Origin of the sequence: Iodobacter fluviatilis, from assembly GCF_900451195.1 — a bacterium.
Classification (GTDB): domain Bacteria; phylum Pseudomonadota; class Gammaproteobacteria; order Burkholderiales; family Chitinibacteraceae; genus Iodobacter; species Iodobacter fluviatilis.
On sequence record NZ_UGHR01000001.1, the window covers coordinates 2,070,671 to 2,085,244 of the forward strand.

Consider the following 14,574-nt stretch of genomic DNA (forward strand, 5'->3'; position numbering starts at 1 on the left):
ATTAATGCTCGACCAGTTCTGAAAGGGCGTAAGCCTCAAAATCGTGTAAGGAAAGAGGGCTGCTGAATAGGTAGCCCTGATAGCACAGGCAGCCTTGGCTGGCCAGAAAATTGCGCTGGGCTTCGGTTTCTACGCCTTCGGCAATCACACTCAGCCCTAAACTGTCGGCCAGCACAATCACCATTTTGGCGATGGCGGCATCGTTGCTGTCGGTCAGAATGTCGCGGATAAAGCTCTGATCAATTTTGAGCTGGTCCAGCGGCAGGCGTTTTAAGTAAGAGAGCGAGGAGTAGCCAGTGCCAAAGTCATCAATCGAAAAACCCACGCCTTGCTGTTTCAAAATACTCATTTTAAGAATGACATCTTCTACATTGGCAATCAGCACGCTTTCGGTGAGCTCAAGCTTGAGCTGCTGCGCACTGGCCCCCGTGCGTGCAAGAATATTGAGTACCTGCTCAACAAAATCGGCCTGATGAAACTGGCGCGGGCTGACGTTAACGGCGATGGTGAGGTGGCTCATTTCAGGCGATTTGGCCCAGCGGGCAAGTTGCTTGCAGGCGGCTGATAGCACCCAGTGGCCCAGCGCCAGAATTAAGCCGCTTTCTTCAGCTAAGGGGATAAATTTTGTGGGGGAGATCATGCCTTGCTGAGGATGACGCCAGCGTACCAGTGCCTCAACGCCGGTAAGCTGCCCTGTGCCTTTCACTTGCGCCTGATAAAACAGCGTAAATTGCTGACACTCCAGTGCATCTCTTAAACCCGTTTCCAGTGCTACCCGGTGGGTAACATCGGCCTGCATTTGCGGATCAAAAAATCTCAGGGTGTTGCGCCCCGCAGCCTTTGCCTGATACATGGCCAGATCGGCGCGTTTTAATGGCTCGTCTATGCTTTCGGCTTGTTCGCCAAACAGCGTGATGCCTACGCTGGGCGTGCTGTGGTGGCTGTAACCGGCAAGCTGGTAAATCTGATTGAGCGTACTAAGGATTTTTTCACCGACGGCTTCTGCCTCTGTGGCGGCTTCGAGTGCATTGATGCTCAGATCTTCCAGCATGACCACAAACTCATCGCCGCCCAGCCTTGCCACGGTATCGCCCTGGCGGGTACTGGCAGAAAGCCGCTTGGCTACTTCCACCAACAAGAGATCCCCTTTATCGTGCCCGAGGGTGTCATTCAGTATTTTAAAATTATCCAGATCAATAAAAAGCAAGGCACCTTTGCTTTCATGCCGTGCGCCCAGCGTCATGGCTTGGGCCAGCCTGTCCATCAGCAGGCGGCGGTTGGGCAGGGCGGTGAGTGGGTCATAAAAAGCTAAACTCTGGATTTGTTCTTCTGCGGCTTTGCGCGAAGTAATGTCGGTAAGGGTGGCCACATAGTGGGTGACTTCGCCATTTTCAGCTTTAACTTCGGTCAGAATCAGCCAGGCAGGGAAGATCTCGCCATTTTTGCGTTTGTTCCAGATTTCCCCCTGCCATGTGCCTTTTTGTCGGATGCGATGGGTCATATCACTGTAAAAGGCGGCTTTATGGCGTAAAGAGGTGAGCATGATGGGCGTTTGCCCCAGTGCATCTTGCAGGCTGTAGCCCGTGATGGTGGTAAACGCATGGTTTACCCGCAAGATGCGCCAGTTTACATCGGTCACAAACATTCCTTCTTGTGACTGAAAGGCAATCGCTGCGATGCGTAGCTCGGCTTCATCCTGCTTGCGCTGGGTAATATCCCGGGTGATGCCGTAATAGCCGGTAATCTGGCCTTGCGCATTCCGCTCTGGGGTGGAAAGGATTTCGGTCCAGATCAGCCGCCCGTCTTTACACCGCTGCTGAATCTCTAATGTGTAAGGGCCGGTTTGAATGCCTTTGTTTTCTTCCCCTTGCCTCTGCTTTCTTTTTTGTTTGATAAAAGCGATCCCATCCGGGGTGAGATGCTCAAAAATGTGATGGCCCACCACCTCGTGAGACTGATAGCCCCTCAGTAATTCATCTGCCGGGCTGATATAGGTGTAGTTGTTATTGATATCCTGCCGCCATGCCACGTCTGATACATTTTCGGTGAGTAAGCGATAGTGTGCTTCGCTGGCTCTGAGCTTCTCGGCAACGATGTTTCTTTCAATGGCGATGCTGGCTAAATGAGCCGATTGCTCAATGATCCTGATGTCATGAGGGTTAGGAGAGTGGACGATCGCATGGTAAATGGCAAAAGTGCCCAGCACTTGGTGATTGGAGGCAATAATGGGTTGAGACCAGCATGAGGCAAGGCCTGCATCTGATGCAAGCTGCTTATATTGATCCCAGAAAGGATGGGTGGCGATATCTGCGGTAATCACGCGCTGCCCTGTAAATGCCGCTGTACCGCAGGCGCCCACCCCGATTCCTATGGCGACCCCATCAATGGCTTCATTGTAAAAATCAGGCAGGCTAGGGGCCGCGCCATGCCGCAGATGCTGGCCTTCTTGGTCCAGCAATAAAATGCTGCATTTGATAGCGGGATAAAGCTGCTCTACCCCAAGAGCCAGCGTTGTTAGCTGCTGTAAAAGAGGCGCGCCGCTGGCTAATACTTCTAGTGTTCGGTTGCGAAATTGCTCGTACTGGCTAGCTTGTTTTCTTTGGGTAATATCCCGGATGAGCGCATGGATAGCGGGCTCGCCATCGAGGGTGATTAAAGTGCTCTGTACTTCGATATCAACCACCCCACCATCAGGGCGAATCAGCTTGATTTCGATCATGCGCTCGGCCACGCCGCCATCAGAAATAAGCTTGGAGCGGTTTTGTACTGTCTGGTGATAATCGGGGTGAACCAGATTAAACAAAGATTGGCCGATCAGCGCTTGTGCATCTCTGGCACCAGCCAGCGCAATGGCGGCCGGGTTCATATAAATCAGCGTACCGCGGCGGTGTACGGCAATGGCTTCCGGTGACCACTCCACTAAAGTGCGGTGGCGCTGTTCGCTTTCTTGCGCCAGTGCTTCAGCATGTTTGCGTTCATTAATCAGCAAGGCCAGCAATACGCCTACAAGGTTCAGCACCATGGCATAGAGCCAGACATTAAGAAAACTGTGCTGGGACTGATCGGCAGCAAAAAAACCAATGCCGTGCAACGCGCCAAATAAGGCCTGCGTGGTGGTCATCACAACCAGCAATAAGCTGCCATGACGGCCAAAGCGCGTGGCGGCCCAAATCACAAACAGAAAAGCCCAGTAAGACTGAGCAATATGGCCCAGCGCGGTGCCCCACCAGCCTGCAAAAACAATTTGCCCCAGCAAAAAGGCCAGGCCAAAACAAAGGGATGCTTCAATTTTGCGCTTGTGCCACATGCTGGCACGCTGTTGCCATACCAAAAGCAGGGGGCAGATGGTAGCAATGCCCAGCACATCACCCAGCCACCAGTTCAGCATGCTGCTGAAAAGCTGATGTGACTCGATCAGCCCATTTAACCAGAGCGTGCTCGCGCCACTGAATGCTCCTAATAAAGCACAGGGGGCGGCAATCAGTAGTAAATAAATATAATCACGGCTATGGCCAAGCAGGGGGCTGAATGAGGTGTTTTTTATTCTTAATTTATTCAGCAGCACCGCAATCAACGAGGCCTCAAGCAAGATGGTGATCGCAATAATGAACGAGGCCAGTGCAGGTGTGCCCCGGTACAAATCGCTGGCCAGCGCGCCGATAAACAGCACAGGCCAGTATTTTTGCCCCTTGATTAATAAAATAGCTAAGCCAAATCCGCATGGAATCCAGAAAACAGAGGCATTGCCATCAAAGCTCAGGTACACCAGGGTCAGCTGGGTGGATAAAAAGAGCAAACAACTGAGGGCTGCGATACGGGGTAAATCAGCCGGGCGATAAATAGACAGAATATTCAAAATAGGCTCGATGCCATGTGAAGGGTCGTTTTTTTATTAACTAATGACGATTAATAATCCAGATTAATCACAATATTGATAATCAGCTGTATATGGGTTTTCGATTACAATTTTATGTAATCACCCGCAACGGCTTTTAATACTTCGCGATTCTATATGAAGCAGGCTATTTAAGTAAAATTGTGCACTTTGGTTGATGCTGCAAAAAAACAAATGCCGTGATGAAAAGCATCCCGACAATACACCGCTTCGGCATCTTGTAAGGAGATAAGCCCTGAAAAACGTGTTTAGAGCTGTAAAAAGCTTGGAGAGGCGGAGCTTGCCGTGTGGCTTGCAGAGGGTCGGTTTTAATAAAAAATGGTTTGTTATTTTTATTGCTGGTTTTGTTGATTTTTAAGATAAAGAATTGAATGGTTTGGAAAGTGATCTTATTTATTTGTGCGGCACTATTGTTTGATTAAACATTGTTTTTTATTGGTTTACACAGTGAATATATTATTCAAATTGATGGTTAAGTTAAAAGCTGTAAATGTGTGCTGATTCTGCTTGGTTTGACTCTGGTTTAAATTATCTTGTGGCCGAAAGTAAAAGAAGGATCTCTTGTATTTGATGATGGCAAATCCAGGATCACCTGCTCATTACTGTGTTCAATAATGCGGCCCATTCAGGAAAGTGGGCCGCCGGATCTGTTAGATTTTGCTCGCGGCTTGCGATGGGCACACATATAAGCTTACTGAATGGCGTCCACCCTTACTATATGCCAGCCAAATTCCGTTTTAACGGGCTTCGCTGATATCTGGCCAATATTCAGCTGCTTTACCTCATTTGCAAAATTTGCAGAAAAGGCATCTGCGGCGGACCACTGGGCGATTCGCCCGCCCTTGTTTTTTGTACCCGGGTCGGTCGACATGGCTTTAGCCACATCCTCGAATGGCTCTGCGGCCTGCACGCGCAGGAGTGCTTGATTGGCCTCTTGTTCAGTGGTGCACATGATGTGGCTGACTAAATATTGCTTGGGTCTTGTATCAGTCGATGCACAAGAGGCGAGGATAAAAAGGCTTAACAGAAACGACAGAATTTTCATTTTTTCTACCTATATTCAAATTGCTAATGGCTTAAGTGGGAAAAAACTCAGGCATAAGGACCGCTTTGTGGCTTGCCATAAGACGCCCCTTGGGCAGATTGGGTGGCAGGCTGTGGTGGCTCTGCCAACAAAGGCGCGAAAGGCAGCCGCTTGCCAAGGCAGATGGCTTCGGCTCTGCCGATGTAGCGGCCGAAGTTGGGGATTGGGCGGTAGCCATGACGCTCATAGAACGAAACAGCCCGCTGATTAACCCTTCGCGTTTCCAGCCAAATCTCGCCATAGCCAAACTCACTTGCCATTTGCTCAAGAAACGCGAGAACAGCGCTGCCTGCACTTTTAGAGCCTGGCATAGCAAACATGCGCTTAAGCTCGGCCACACTAGGCTGCAGCGGACGAAGAGCGCCGCATGCAACCGGAACGCCGGTGGATAAGCGGCAAATGGCGAAGCAAGCTCCTTCAACCTTAACGTCGCTTAGATAGAATGACGCCGTACCGCTGCTGCCCGTGATCTGCTGTAGCGTTTGAGAGAGGCTGGACAAAAGCTGCTGAGCTTCTGAAGACTCGGGATCGGCTAACTCAACTTTCACGTAGAATTCCTTCAGATTGCTAAAGTTTGATTTAAGCGCACACCGCAGGCAAGTCTGCTGATAGAAAGCGTTCAGGACTCAGTGCACTGTGAGCTGCATGGGCCATGCTCGCCCAGCGCCGCCGGCCGATCTAGCGGCATGGAAAGGCAACTTCACAAAATGGCCAAGCGTTTTTCAGCCCGCTTTTAAGAGCGACAAGCATTTGATCAGCATTGATCTGGTGCTGATCCGGCGAAAGCCAAAAGAAGACCTATGCCTGAAACTTAAGGTTAAACACAGCAGCGGGTCTACGCTGCAATTGGATCAAAAGTCCATACGTTCTGGTCAGACTTGCTTGACCGATGAGTTAAGCTTCGCCCTTGTTGCAAAGCTGTTTTTCCCAGCGTGAATTACGAAGTAGATATATGCCGATGAGCGTGCCGATTGGAATACCAAGGAGCATAAATAGCGCAACGATGACGGAGGCTATTTGTGCTATTGAGTTTGCGCGGGCGGCACGAAACCGTGAGCAGCAGCGCTGCCCCACCGCAGCATTCTCGCGGACTGATCCGATTGCGCAAGCCGTCCGCAATACGCGGTCCCTGCACCTCGAGCCTTTCGCTGGCCGCGGTGTTGTCTCGCGTCTCAATGTTTCGAGGGAAGCGCGCGGCCCAAGAGCATGGCCAGAATAATTACAGGGCCAAGAATCGGGATCAAATGCAGTATGGCCGGATAGCTTGCTACTTTGTGTTCGCCGAGGAATTCGTTCAGCAAAGGACGCACGAAGAAGAGGTACGTACCGCCCCATACGCAGAAAACTACAAAGATGACCAATGCCATCTTGCCTTCGGCCTTTTGGTATTCATCGGATTTCTCTTGATTCATTTCGATTTCTCAGTTCTTCAGTCAATGATCGGTGTGCAGGAATGAAGCGCCAAGGCAGGCTTTGGACGCTGACCCGGGTGAGGTTACATCTCGAAGAGACCTAACGTTGAAATTAACCTGATGGGCTGAACGCTGCATTTAGAAAGAAATGCTATACGTTCCAGCCAGTCCTGTTGAATGACTTGTTAGGGGGGCAAAGGCACCGTGATTAGTGAAAAATTGCCGCCAAAATTACTAGCGCCAAAACACCAACGAGGATTTTACGTGTGCCACGTGGGCGGTCTTCGTTTTCTTCTTTGTTGCGATTCATAACCTTCATTACTATGTAACCAAATAAGGCCATGCCGATTACTTTGCCTAGCCCTGTTGTCGCAGCATTATTCGGTGCCGCAGTCGTGGTGGCGAAACTTAGAGCAGGTAGTAATTGCGCCAATAAAAATATCTTCCATTTTTTCATTTCAATTCCTAAAACCCTAGCGTTTGAATTAAGGGGCGCGCTTTAGCGCGTCCCGCTTGAATGATGGGTTAGGGTTGATAAATAACAGCGCAACCCTCCGAACTCTCATAAACGAACTTGCCTAGGATTGAGCTTGCAATCAGATTTTGACTCCAGATTTGAGTAAGGCAAAGCCCTAAAGCATTAATAATTTCTGGTTCATTACCTGCCGCTGTAGTGTGATGCAATAAATCAACATGAACGCAATCAATGGATATTTCTGTTTCTGATGTAGGAAAAGTAGCAAACGGTATGCCCTTAACTAAGCGAATGGTTGGGAAGAAGAAACCAGCGTAAGCAAGGGAAGTATAAAAGTTGCCGTAATTCGCAATAATAGCCTCAACTGGCGAGGTTTTAGTGCCTAGCTGAGCGCCAGCCTGCATAGATAACCGTGTAGCTGTTGTTTCAATGATTTTAGCAATCGAGTTCGTTACCATTTCTTGTGAACACTAACGTTTTAGCCAGCCGGCCCGCGACAGCTTGCCGTTTCGGGTCCGGTTGAGTAATGGGTTAGGCATCACGGCGCTGTGGCTCGAGTGCGTGAATGAATACGGTGTAGGTATCGGCGGGCCGCTTTGCGCGGGCCAGATCGAGCGCATGGCCGATGGCCCCACGATGATATGTTCCATGATTGACTATATGAAACAGAATTTCTGCTGGTGTCATTGATCCCCGCAAGCCATCGACAAATGTGAAGTTCAGTGTCTGGTGAATCTGTATTGTTTGCAGTCCCACAGCATAGATTGCCAACCACTCATTTGAGGTTGTCAGTCGTTGATCAAGTTCTTGGAGCTCAGGTATTACTTCGGTGTTTGTAGATATGTGCGGAATAGTTTTCGATTGGAGCCGCGCCCTGAAATTCTCTTCTACTCTCACCATGTGATTGAGTTGTTGTCGAGCAAACGCGAGAGATGTGCCGCCTTGGACGGGATCAAGTGCTCCCACCGCATTCAGCGTTCTTCGATCGGCCCAGCATTTATATTCAAGTGCCTTGCGTAGCAGTGACATTTCCATTTGATGCCTAACGTTGTAAATCACCGGACGCAGGCAAGCGCAGCTTGCCGGAGGTCCGGTGGATTGCGGTGTTGGGCGTCTTCATGGATATACCTTTTTGAGGATTGGCTTTCGACCAGCGATGTGAAGACGGATAAAAATCTTTCTTCCCTTTAACGCTTTATGCCCCCATGAGAAATAGTCATGCTCATCGAAATGCAACTCGAGAGTTGAATGGGGTTCAATTCTTCGATCGCCTGAATCGTGATCTGGATAAGCGACATCTTCAAACTTCCGGCGAGGCCAGTAACCGGAGCCGTAGAGAACCTCACAGAACGAAAGGATTATCGGTTTTCCGGAGAGGTTGCGTATCAGGATGGTGTTTCCGATCTCTATATTCTCTGCAAAGTTGTACCCGACTTCGAGGCGGAAGCGATCACGCCACAGCTCCCAAAGCTTAACTATGGCAAGGAGTGTGGAGAGACCCGCTCCCCACCACGCAATCAAAGAAGGTGCTTCAGTGCTTGGCATGTTTTGACGCCCAACGTAGAGCTAACCGGCGCTGCGCGGCTTTATCGCGCAGCGTCCAGCGACTGAAAGGAGCGAGGTTGAGCGCCATGTTAGCCGTCAGCTCGCCCATTGAAAGAAGAACTTTTCAAGCCACTCACTGAACGAAGGCGCAACTACGCCGGAATGGCGTGAAGCAAGCTCGAAGCATACGACCGGAAACTCGCCGTTCTTACCCACAGCAGATGAATCCAGACAGTATGGAGCCTCTTCATCTGGCTGAATAACGAGCAAGTGTTCCGGCAAGTTATGGTCTTCCCTGTAACGACAGGTCTCGCCGTATAGGGAACCGCTTGGCGTATCTGTTGGGTTGTCGTCGATTACTCCAGAAATAGTTGAGTCGTAAATTGCGAGTGCGCCGGTATTCAACAAGAACTGACGGTAGCTTGGTGGAAGAACTACACCAAGCGTGGCTTCGAGAACACGCACTGATTCCTCCGAAGAAGGGCCAGCACACCAAACTTCATGGCCGGCGGCTTGTGTAGCGGAGATTTGGTCAGATGTGTTCATATGCGCAACAAGACGGCTAACGCTTCACATCACCGGCAGAAAAAAGCAGCGCGAGGAACGAGTGGCGCTTTTTTTTGTCCGAGTGCATGTGATTGTTATACGATTTGTAATTCATTACTTAATTAGATCCCACTTGTTTTCAAAATCATTAAAGCAGTTTTTAACACAATATGAGCTTCCATTTTTCCGAGAGACCGATAAATCTACAGAATTAAACCTGATATCATCCACCTTCTTTTTGGGTATAACGTAAAATTTTACATTCTCATTATCAATCACAACAAGGACAAGAAAATCATAGTTTTTGTCAGTTCCTTTAACCGAGTTGTTTGTACTATTGTTTTGTAATTCAGTTGTTTTAACTTGTAATCTAACAACTTTCGAGGCACTAACTATGACTGTAATATCATAATCCTCTTGATTTTTTAAAATAGCTGGGTACGCTTCTATGTCACGTCGTAACAATTCTGACAGTGTTACATATTCACCAAAACTACCAATATGCTTCATTAGACGTACTCCCCGTCTACAGTTTCCCAGACCCTCCATGTGCTTGCATTGAGTTCTGATTTTGCAGTATCTTTTAGCATCCACAGAAAGTTATCTGAATTTTCAAAATCTCCAGATATACACCCCGAAGTAAACTGATGGCAATTATCTAAAATGAAATTGTAATCCCTACAACTCCCGGCCATATCCTTAGCCCTTTTAGCGGTCTTATTGCTACCTACAGGTGAATCGCCATCACAAGAAACGTAAATACTTATAGCTGAATTAAATCCACCTAATCTATCCAGAAATATCTTGGGTGAAACAATTTCAATATCGCCAGAGCCATCAAGATGAACGATTTTATTATTCCCAACATATATACCGGAGTGTTCTGCATTGCCAAAGGCCAAATCACAGTAAACAATACTTCCTTTTATTGGATACACAGTATCTCTGATAACATTATCAACAAAACTCTCCACCAGATTACCTAATAATCCTTTGCCGAAAATACCAAACATTACTTGTGCCTCCTTATTCGTATAACAAGATGTAGACACCCTAAAACGGCAAAAAAGCCACCATCTTAGGTGTATAAAAAGGTCGCGCTCCCTTGAAGTGCCTTGCGGGGTGCGGCCTGATGTGTTTTATGCCGATATACTACACCCGATTGATGGGATGTTTCCACCGTGCGCTATTGTTGCGTCAGGTTTGTTATTGATTTATTGATGTTCGGCGTAAGGGGTGGCGGGAGATTTGCAGTTGATATTGGGCTTAAAAGTAAAAAAGCCAAAGGCAAATCCCTCTTAATCCCCCTTTTCCTAAGCGGGAAGCAAAATCAACACTTTAAGTGAATGGCATTACCCTCAATCTCTCTTTCTTCTAAGGGGATGCAAAACCAGCGCCGTCAGTGAGCGGCGTCCGGTCTCTGGGGCCGGGTTTTGTTGTTGAAAGGTTTAAGTAAAATATTGAAAGGTTTAACGCTTTATATGCCCCGCAAATTATGCGGGGCATATATTTAGCGCTAAGTCAGAAAAGGATTATTTTAGAATTTGTAAGTCAGCTTGGCCGAGGCAAAGCGGCCGCGCGGGTCTGCTTGGGTGTGGTCAAAGAAATCAGTTGAAGAATCCCACGGTGGGCGGGTATTGCTCAGGTTGATGACTTTGGCGGTTAGCGTGGTGTCTTTGGCCAGTTTCCAACTGGCGGTCAGATCAAAGGTGTTGAATGAGTCAACATATTTGGTGGTGTCGGTGGCGCTGGCAGAAGCTTGATCGTAGCCGCCAACATAGCTCCATGTCAGGGTGGTGGACCATGCGCCAATGTCCCATGTGGCATCGCTGACGGCGCGCCATTTTGGAATCGAGCCAAATTGATTGCTGCCTGCGCCATCGGTGAGCGGCTCGCCAGTGGAAAGCGGCTCGGCAAATCTTAAAACATGGCTGATCTGGCTGCCCAGTTTTAAGCTGCCATAGTCTTTGCTGTTAAAGCGCTGACGTAAATCTAGATCAATGCCCGATGTTTCGCGATCGCCCATATTGCTGTACTGGCGATAAAGCGTGCTGATGCGCCCCTTATCATCGCGCACAATTTTGCTGGGATCACGGCTTTCGTTGGCGATAATATCCGCGCCACTTTGCGTGCCAATCAGGCCACTTTGCTTAATGTTGTAGTAATCAAGGCCAATGCTGCTGTCGTTTGTTGGCGAGAGCACAAAGCCCAGATTAAAGTTGTTCGAGCGCTCTGGCTGCAGATCTTTGTTGGCGGCGATAATGTTGGTTACGCCGCGTGATTTGGTTGGTGCAATTGGATCACGCGGATCAACCACAGCGCCGTAGCTGACGGCCGAGCTTTGGGTGATCTCAGGCAAAGAAGGCGCACGGAAGCCGCGGGATGCAGAGCCGCGCAGCAACAGCCAGTCTGCAGCTTGGTAACGGGCACTGGCTTTAGGCGAGAAAGCATTGCCAAAATCGCTGTAATGATCGGCTCTTGCCGCTAGGTTGACGTTTAAGTCTTTAATCACTGGAATGTTGAGCTCGGCAAAGACGGCGGAGACTTTGCGTTCGCCATCGATAATATTAATCGCCGGGCGCAGCTCGGTGCCTGAAAGCACGGCATCGGAGGTGCGCGAATCCATTTTTTCCTGACGGAACTGCGCGCCAGTGGCAAAGCCTACACTGCCAGCAGGCAGCTCAAACAATTCGGCAGAGGATGCGCTGATATCAGCAGTAATCAAGCTCGATTTTGCCGGGCGCAGGGTAGAGAGGCGCAGACGGTTACGGACTTCTTCGCTATTTTTGGATTGATCGGCAAAGTTGTAGCTGCCGTCTTTTAATACTTTTTCGTATTCATAGCGGTTTACAAAATTCTGTACGGTTTCTTCCAGCGTGCTTTGTGAATAGCCAAGCGATGCATCCCAATCCCAGCCCAAGGCCGTGCCTTTGATACCGGATAAAACACGATGCAGGGTCACTTCATCGGTTTTCAGGCGTTTACCCAAATCAAACAGCGTGGCGGTGAAATCCAGCGGCGTGGTGCCAGGGTTGTTGGGGTGGCCTACCGGCAATTTATTATTAATGGTGTCTAAAGCTTGTTTTTGATTATTCCATGCGCGCAAAGTGCTGCTAACAGTGAGTGGAGCAGCAAAAGTCAGGTTGGCACGAGAGAAACCATATAAATATTCTGCATAGGCTTGCGTATCATCGTTAATCCGCAAATTGGCGCGGGCAAAGGCGTGATAGCGCTCAATTCCTGGGATCAGCGTGCTGTAGGGGGCGTTGTTATACGCCAAAACTTGGCCGGTTTTGCCGTCTGTAATGCTGCCGTAATCAGTAAGCTTGATAGGGCCTTGCGGGCCGCCCAGTAGCTTGGTCGGGTCGCCATCATAGTAATTGGTGATCACCCGGTTTAGGCTGCCACCCGATTGGTTTCTGAAATCGCCTTCTTTCATCCAGCTCACATCGCTTTGGTCAAGCTGATCGCGCTTTTGCCCGTCTAAAGAAAATACGACATTGAAGTTGTCTTCATTAAAATCACCAAAGCCGGTTTTGATCGAAAAGTTCTTTTCGGTTTGTCCTGTGCCTTCGGTGGATGAGCCCAGCTCGGCGCTCAGCTCGGTGCCTTTAAATTCTGAATACAAAATAATATTAACCACGCCCGCCACGGCATCCGAGCCGTAAACAGACGATGCGCCGTCTTTTAAGATTTCAATTCTTTGCACGGCCGCCATAGGCAGGCTGTTCAGATCAACAAAGGTTTCTTGTAAGTTTTGTGCCGTGGCATAGCTGCTGATGCGCTTGCCATTAATCAGCACCAAGGTGTTTTTTTGGCCAAGCCCGCGTAAGGAAACGCCGGAGGTGCCCGCCGAAAAGCTGCCGGTAAATTGCTCGTTATAGCTATTGCCGCTATTGGCAGAGATAGAGCGGATCACTTCGGAGACGCTGGTTTTGCCACTGGCGGCAATTTCTTTGGCGCTGATCACTTGCACAGCGGTTGCACCCGCTTTTTGGCTGACGCGAATATTAGAGCCGGTTACGGTCACGCGTTCTACTTTATTGGGTGTGGTTTCTGCTGCAATAGCGGGAAAAGCAGCGCTAATGGCCAGCGCGATGGCTAATGGTTTAAACATACTATCCTCGGTACATATCTGTAGTGCTGGAAAAAAGGCAAAGTTTGTCCCTGCGCCTTGTCTGAGCAAGGCGCATTTTTTTATGCAGGGATAAGGTTTAAAGAGAGCGGCAGCAGCAGTGGCTGTTGGGCAGGGCGATCAGGGGGAAGAGATTTGCTTGCATGGCATTGCTTTCTTAGTAAGGTGTAAGCACTATAACGAGTGTTTAAAATTACCAAAAAGAATATAAAATTAGTTATATATATTTATTTGGAATATAAAGATAAGAGTAGGAAGAAACTGGGGCAGATAATGGCAGGGAAGTATGCTAATGAGGGAGAATATGCTTTAGTGTTTGAGGCTTTTTGATTGCGAATCAAACGCTTGCCTGACGATCAAAGTGCTTGAGTTTAAAACGGGGGCGTAAAGGTTTGAATGCTTGATTCAGATGTGAGCATCGCGATTTGCAGAGAAGAGCCGCGATGAAGTGATTTTTCGGTTTGTTTCAAGGTCTTCTTAGTGCGGCGGATCAGTTTCAGGCCCTGGCTCATTTCAAGCACAAAAAAAACGCCGCTCTTTAAATGAGCGGCGTTTGGGTCTGGGCAGGGTGCTTAGCTGGCCAGCTCTTCACCCAGCGCAGTGATCAGCTCAGGAATAAACTGGCGTAATTCACCGGTAGCCAGCGCAAAGCTTGATTCAAACATCGCGTCTTGCGTATCCACATCGGCGTCTTTCAGCTCGTCTTCTAATACATCCAGCATGCTCATGCGCTTGATTTCTAGCTTTTCAGTCAGCTGAAAAGCAATGCGCTCATTCCACGCCATGCCCATTTTGCTGACCAGCTTACCGGTAGCAAGATGCTGCTTGACTTCATCGCTGTGTAAATCCTGGCGAACAAAGCGGGCAATTGCGCCATCGTCGCCTGGGAATTTCAATTCGCAATCGGCATCTAGCTCGAAGGGCACCGGCACTTCGTTTTCTAGCCAGCTGGTCATGGCGGTTTGCGGGGTGATTTGCGTTTGAATCAATCGCGTTGGCAGGCTGCCCAGTGCGTCCCTTAGGCTGACCAGCAGGTTTTCTGCTTTGGCGGCTGCGGCGCTATCGACCAGAATTAAATTGAGTTTTAAATCAATCAGGGCGCGGTGGGTGCTGATACGGGTAAAGGCGCGCGGGCGTAGTTCTTCTGCTACGCGTTCGCGAATATCTTTGGCCTCTTTGCGGCCCACTTTGCGCGCTTCTTCTTCCTCAATATGGCGGATACGCTCTTCCGCTTCCTGCTTGACCACTACAGCAGGCAGGATTTTTTCTTCGGTTTTTAAGCTAACTAAAACCATATCCTGGCGGGCAAAAATAAACTCATCCGGCACATGCGGTGCAGGCGGAATCCACCCTTGGCTCATCAAATCATGGCTGCCACAGGGGAAAAATGGCTTTTTCATCAAGCATTCGGCGATCGATTCGGCCGAAAGGGCATGTTCGGGGCTAAGACGGTAGAGCTGAATATTACGAAACCAGAGCATG

At 49.0% G+C, this 14,574-nt stretch carries 13 protein-coding genes; all 13 read right to left on the reverse strand.

What is annotated here, in order from left to right; all coding sequences use genetic code 11:
* Position 1: 1 nt before the first annotated feature.
* The 13 genes from DYD62_RS09465 to DYD62_RS09530 all read right to left on the reverse strand — a co-directional run bounded on the left by DYD62_RS09465 (position 2) and on the right by DYD62_RS09530 (position 14,573).
* Positions 2 to 3,856 (reverse strand): EAL domain-containing protein, encoded by a 3,855-nt coding sequence (locus DYD62_RS09465; protein WP_115227111.1) that lies wholly within the window; start codon positions 3,854 to 3,856, stop codon positions 2 to 4.
* A 730-nt stretch (positions 3,857 to 4,586) separates the two neighbouring features.
* Positions 4,587 to 4,940, reverse strand: a complete 354-nt coding sequence (locus DYD62_RS09470) for a peptidylprolyl isomerase (protein ID WP_115227112.1) — start codon at positions 4,938 to 4,940, stop codon at positions 4,587 to 4,589.
* Between the two features lie 47 nt (positions 4,941 to 4,987).
* Complete coding sequence (locus DYD62_RS09475; protein WP_115227113.1) at positions 4,988 to 5,527, reverse strand: GNAT family N-acetyltransferase; 540 nt, start codon at positions 5,525 to 5,527, stop codon at positions 4,988 to 4,990.
* A 624-nt stretch (positions 5,528 to 6,151) separates the two neighbouring features.
* Positions 6,152 to 6,391, reverse strand: coding sequence for a hypothetical protein (locus tag DYD62_RS23430; protein WP_132038623.1), 240 nt, complete (start codon positions 6,389 to 6,391; stop codon positions 6,152 to 6,154).
* Positions 6,392 to 6,599: 208 nt separating this feature from the next.
* Entirely contained in the window at positions 6,600 to 6,848 is a 249-nt protein-coding gene (locus DYD62_RS09490; RefSeq protein ID WP_115227116.1) for a hypothetical protein, read from the reverse strand.
* Positions 6,849 to 6,916: 68 nt separating this feature from the next.
* Positions 6,917 to 7,324, reverse strand: a complete 408-nt coding sequence (locus DYD62_RS09495; protein ID WP_115227117.1) for a hypothetical protein — start codon at positions 7,322 to 7,324, stop codon at positions 6,917 to 6,919.
* Positions 7,325 to 7,397: 73 nt separating this feature from the next.
* Complete coding sequence (locus DYD62_RS09500; RefSeq protein ID WP_115227118.1) at positions 7,398 to 7,901, reverse strand: DinB family protein; 504 nt, start codon at positions 7,899 to 7,901, stop codon at positions 7,398 to 7,400.
* Between the two features lie 81 nt (positions 7,902 to 7,982).
* The gene (locus DYD62_RS09505; RefSeq protein ID WP_132038624.1) at positions 7,983 to 8,411 is read right to left on the reverse strand and encodes a hypothetical protein; all 429 of its coding nucleotides are present in this window, start codon (positions 8,409 to 8,411) and stop codon (positions 7,983 to 7,985) included.
* A gap of 96 nt (positions 8,412 to 8,507) precedes the next feature.
* A complete protein-coding gene (locus DYD62_RS09510) occupies positions 8,508 to 8,957 on the reverse strand; it encodes an SMI1/KNR4 family protein (protein WP_115227120.1) in 450 nt (149 codons plus the stop codon).
* 114 nt (positions 8,958 to 9,071) lie between these two features.
* Positions 9,072 to 9,467, reverse strand: coding sequence for a hypothetical protein (locus tag DYD62_RS09515; RefSeq protein ID WP_115227121.1), 396 nt, complete (start codon positions 9,465 to 9,467; stop codon positions 9,072 to 9,074).
* The gene (locus DYD62_RS09520; RefSeq protein WP_115227122.1) at positions 9,467 to 9,970 is read right to left on the reverse strand and encodes a lecithin retinol acyltransferase family protein; all 504 of its coding nucleotides are present in this window, start codon (positions 9,968 to 9,970) and stop codon (positions 9,467 to 9,469) included. Before DYD62_RS09520 ends, DYD62_RS09515 begins: the two co-directional genes overlap by 1 nt.
* 524 nt (positions 9,971 to 10,494) lie before the next feature.
* The gene (locus DYD62_RS09525; protein ID WP_115227123.1) at positions 10,495 to 13,074 is read right to left on the reverse strand and encodes a TonB-dependent receptor; all 2,580 of its coding nucleotides are present in this window, start codon (positions 13,072 to 13,074) and stop codon (positions 10,495 to 10,497) included.
* 590 nt (positions 13,075 to 13,664) lie between these two features.
* Positions 13,665 to 14,573 (reverse strand): recombination-associated protein RdgC, encoded by a 909-nt coding sequence (locus DYD62_RS09530; RefSeq protein WP_115227124.1) that lies wholly within the window; start codon positions 14,571 to 14,573, stop codon positions 13,665 to 13,667.
* Between the last annotated feature and the right edge of the window lies 1 nt (position 14,574).

What these genes read in the sequence shown, in the direction of transcription:
- DYD62_RS09500 (WP_115227118.1), bottom strand. Translation starts at nt 7,901, where the DNA reads ATGGAAATGTCACTGCTACGCAAGGCACTTGAATATAAATGCTGGGCC.
- DYD62_RS09510 (WP_115227120.1), bottom strand. Translation starts at nt 8,957, where the DNA reads ATGAACACATCTGACCAAATCTCCGCTACACAAGCCGCCGGCCATGAA.
- DYD62_RS09530 (WP_115227124.1), bottom strand. Translation starts at nt 14,573, where the DNA reads ATGCTCTGGTTTCGTAATATTCAGCTCTACCGTCTTAGCCCCGAACAT.
- DYD62_RS09525 (WP_115227123.1), bottom strand. Translation starts at nt 13,074, where the DNA reads ATGTTTAAACCATTAGCCATCGCGCTGGCCATTAGCGCTGCTTTTCCC.
- DYD62_RS09515 (WP_115227121.1), bottom strand. Translation starts at nt 9,467, where the DNA reads ATGAAGCATATTGGTAGTTTTGGTGAATATGTAACACTGTCAGAATTG.
- DYD62_RS09505 (WP_132038624.1), bottom strand. Translation starts at nt 8,411, where the DNA reads ATGCCAAGCACTGAAGCACCTTCTTTGATTGCGTGGTGGGGAGCGGGT.
- DYD62_RS09470 (WP_115227112.1), bottom strand. Translation starts at nt 4,940, where the DNA reads ATGAAAATTCTGTCGTTTCTGTTAAGCCTTTTTATCCTCGCCTCTTGT.
- DYD62_RS09495 (WP_115227117.1), bottom strand. Translation starts at nt 7,324, where the DNA reads ATGGTAACGAACTCGATTGCTAAAATCATTGAAACAACAGCTACACGG.
- DYD62_RS09490 (WP_115227116.1), bottom strand. Translation starts at nt 6,848, where the DNA reads ATGAAAAAATGGAAGATATTTTTATTGGCGCAATTACTACCTGCTCTA.
- DYD62_RS09520 (WP_115227122.1), bottom strand. Translation starts at nt 9,970, where the DNA reads ATGTTTGGTATTTTCGGCAAAGGATTATTAGGTAATCTGGTGGAGAGT.
- DYD62_RS23430 (WP_132038623.1), bottom strand. Translation starts at nt 6,391, where the DNA reads ATGAATCAAGAGAAATCCGATGAATACCAAAAGGCCGAAGGCAAGATG.